This is a genomic window from Ferruginibacter sp. (assembly GCF_031430955.1).
In the GTDB taxonomy this organism is placed as follows: Bacteria; Bacteroidota; Bacteroidia; order Chitinophagales; family Chitinophagaceae; genus Ferruginibacter.
The window spans coordinates 1-3,534 of sequence record NZ_JANPCM010000359.1 but is presented as its reverse complement, the minus strand read 5'-3'; the positions used below and the strand labels follow the sequence as shown (position 1 = coordinate 3,534).

Annotated in this window: 4 protein-coding genes; all 4 read left to right on the top strand. The window is 36.7% G+C overall.

Annotation, left to right across the window (positions count from 1 at the left end; genetic code table 11):
• The coding region (locus tag ACY65O_RS10245; protein ID WP_462220759.1) for a glycoside hydrolase family 18 protein at positions 1–846 on the top strand (846 nt) is incomplete at its 5' end.
• A gap of 229 nt (positions 847–1,075) precedes the next feature.
• Positions 1,076–1,996: an NmrA family NAD(P)-binding protein gene (locus ACY65O_RS10240; RefSeq protein WP_462220758.1), complete on the top strand. Its 921-nt coding sequence runs from the start codon at positions 1,076–1,078 to the stop codon at positions 1,994–1,996.
• A 361-nt stretch (positions 1,997–2,357) separates the two neighbouring features.
• Entirely contained in the window at positions 2,358–3,227 is an 870-nt protein-coding gene (locus ACY65O_RS10235) for an alpha/beta hydrolase (RefSeq protein WP_462220757.1), read from the top strand.
• A gap of 77 nt (positions 3,228–3,304) precedes the next feature.
• The coding region (locus ACY65O_RS10230; RefSeq protein WP_462220756.1) for an RNase H family protein at positions 3,305–3,534 on the top strand (230 nt) is incomplete at its 3' end.

Here is a 3,534-nt window from a genome sequence, read left to right as displayed (position 1 = left end):
TCATTGGGAGGATGCGGTGGATGCGAAACCTGTTCAGCTATTTTTTCGCTGCAAGAAAACCGGTTGGCTTTTGCACAATCAGTAAAAGAGCTTAATGATTATTTTCATTCGGATGGCATTGATTTGGATTGGGAGTTTCCTACGCTGCCAAGCTTGCCCGGTCATGGCTATAAGCCTGAAGACAAACAAAATTTTACATTACTGGTACAACAATTAAGAAAAATATTAGGCCCTAAAATGGAAATTAGTTTTGCTGCCGGAGGCTTTAAATGGACACTGAGAGAATCGATAGAATGGAAGCCAGTAATGCAACTGGTGAACCGGGTAAATTTAATGAGTTATGATTTTCTTCCCGGCGATGCTACGGGCCACCATACAGCATTATTTTCTACAACAGCACAAAAATCATCTGCAGATTATTTTATTAAGTATTTACTGGAACTGGGTGTGCCCGCCAATAAAATTGTTTTGGGTGCTGCCTTCTATGCAAGAAAATGGGACAGCATACCATCAATACAAAACGGGCTTTACCAAAAAGGAAAAACTGCCGGAGCAATTGCCTATAAAGAACTTGATGAAAGATTTCCCGAAGCAGCAGGTTATGAACGCTTTTGGGATTCCACCGCAAGCGCTCCTTTTATATACAATGCCAGTTTGCAACAATTTATCTCTTATGATAATGTAAGATCAGTGCAACTGAAAACAAAATACCTGCTAAAAAATAAATTAAATGGTATTATGTTTTGGCAACTTGCACAGGATAAACTTTATAGTGGATTATTAGATGCGATCTACGATGTAAAAATTTCAGGCAGGAAGGTTAAGGCTGTGGTTTATGTTCCGTAGAAATTCCGATAATTATCGGAAATGGATATAAAATTAACCAGTGCTGCAAATTTGTTCCGAAAGAACATTCGGTCAAATTTTTGGGCCTTGGTTGCAAATGCAGATAGGGTAAAGTAAATGGCTTACCAACAACAGAGTTTTTTAAGAAACCGCCGATAGCAGTAATTGTAAAAAGACACCCTAAATCAAACATTATATGCGATCTGAGTGTTTTGATAAAAAATAAGTAATGCGTAAAATAATATTAGTAGCAGGAGCAACCGGTAACCTGGGAGAAAGAATAGTACGGGCTTTAATAGATAAGGGTGCTGAAGTTCGAATTGTTGTGCGGTCCGGGAGTAAGATCGAAAAAATTAATAAACTTGAAAAACTCGGCGTAAAAGTTTACAAATTGCATCATTGGAATGTAGAAGAATTAACCCAGGCATGTCTTGAAGTGTCTTGTGTGGTTTCCTCGTTGGCTGGATTACGTGAAGTAATAATAGATGCACAAACAGTTTTATTAGACGCAGCCATTGCGGCAGGCGTTCCCCGATTTATTCCGTCCGATTATTCATTAGACTTTACAAAATTCGCCTTTGGTGAAAACCGGAACCTGGACTTAAGACGTGAATTTCATGAGTATCTTGACAAAACACCCATTGCAGCCACTACCATTTTTAATGGAGCCTTTGCTGATATGCTAACAGGTCAAATGCCAGTGATCCTTTTTAAACAGAAACTTGTTTTATATTGGGGCAATGCTGATGACCGTTGGGATTTTACTACAATGGATGACACAGCTGCCTATACTGCCAACGCAGCTATTGATATATCCACTCCACGTTATCTTCGAATAGCCGGCGATCAGATAAGCCCCAGGCAAATAAGAGAGGTGGTAAATAAAGTAACTAAAAATAAATTTCGGCTTATCCGTGCTGGTGGGCAGGGATTATTGGGTTTGATCATAAAAATTGCACGAAAGATTGCACCAGGAGAAAAGGAACTTTACCCGGCCTGGCAAGGAATGCAATACATGCATAATATGATAGATAAGCGATCTAAAATTGATACCCCCGACAATAGTCGTTATCCTGAAATACATTGGACCAGTGTTAAAGATCTATTAACAGCATATCAAGAGAGTATAAGTTTTGCCAGTACATCATAATTACTAATTTACAAAAAACGGGAAAAGACAACTGCCGCTAACATGTAAAAAAGTTCAGACAATGATTTGTAACGAAATTATTAAAGCCGGTAATTAAATTATTTATCCTTTAACTGCATAACACACTTATCCCTAAAAATTATATTTGCTCTACCTCTATTGGTAAAATCGTCCTCTTTTCATAAGCAGGATTGGTAATTAGAGCAGCATAACAATAACATAGCACAGAATAATAAAATAACAATAAGTAAATCTTCGTTATTCGTTTTTTAAGAGCAATAAAAATATAAAATCTCCAATTCACTACCCCCTGTTTAGCGTGTTATTGCTAACTTTAACAAACTAAATCAATAGCCAAATAATGAAGTTAAAAATTGTAATTTTTTTTCTGTTTTTTTTCACAACATCAGCCCTTAGCCAGGGTAATAAATCCCGGATATCAGACAGCAGTAAACCATTTGTGTTGGGTGTTATAGAAGAAATTCAATCTGTTGAATTAGCAGAAAAAAGAATTTTAAATATTTATCTGCCCGAAGGCTATAATAAAACCGATACCGCCACCTACCCTGTTATATATTTATTAGATGGCTCGGCTGATGAAGATTTTATACATGTGGTGGGGTTAATTCAGTTTAATAATTTTTCGTGGATTAACCGTGTGCCCAAATCAATTGTGGTGGGTATTGCCAATACAGACAGAAGAAAAGATTTTACTTTCCCTACTACAGTTGAAGCTGATAAAAAAAGATTTCCAACCACAGGGCATTGTGATAAATTTATTGCTTTTATAGAAAAAGAATTGCAGCCATTTATTGAAAAAAAATATAAAACCAATGCTTCAAAAACTATTATTGGCCAATCTTTAGGCGGGCTTTTGGCAACTGAAATTTTATTTACAAAACCATCACTCTTTAACAAATACATTATTATAAGCCCCAGCCTTTGGTGGGATAATGGTTCGCTGTTAAAACATTCTCCTGAAATTTTAAAAGAGAATTTCTTACCCCAAACTGATATTTATATTGGCGTAGGAAAAGAAGGGCTGGCGCCAACTGACATACCACACGTGATGGAAGTAGAAGCAAATGTACTGGCAGAAAAAATTCAGCATACAAAAAGCAAAAACGTTACAGTGTATTTTGATTATTTACCACAGGAAGATCATGCTACCATTACACACCAGGCTATTTTTAATGCACTGAGATTATTGTATCCTTTGAAAAGTAAATAATTTATTCCTTACCAAATAAAATTATTTTTTCTCCATTAACAGTACAGTTAACTTAGCGCTGAAATAATTTATAACACTTGAGTACAATAAATATTTACACCGATGGTGCAGCAAGAGGCAACCCCGGCCCCGGCGGTTACGGCGCTATATTAATGTGGAATAACCACCGGAAAGAATTATCGCAAGGCTACCGGCTTACTACTAATAACCGTATGGAATTACTTGCCGTTATTACTGGATTGGAAGCTTTAAAAAAAGCAGAACATCCGGTGCATATTTATTCCGACAGCCAGTATGTGGTAAAGGC

Bases quoted from the DNA above. Each gene is read 5' to 3' on its own strand.
- ACY65O_RS10235 (WP_462220757.1), top strand. From the start codon at position 2,358: ATGAAGTTAAAAATTGTAATTTTTTTTCTGTTTTTTTTCACAACATCA.
- ACY65O_RS10240 (WP_462220758.1), top strand. From the start codon at position 1,076: ATGCGTAAAATAATATTAGTAGCAGGAGCAACCGGTAACCTGGGAGAA.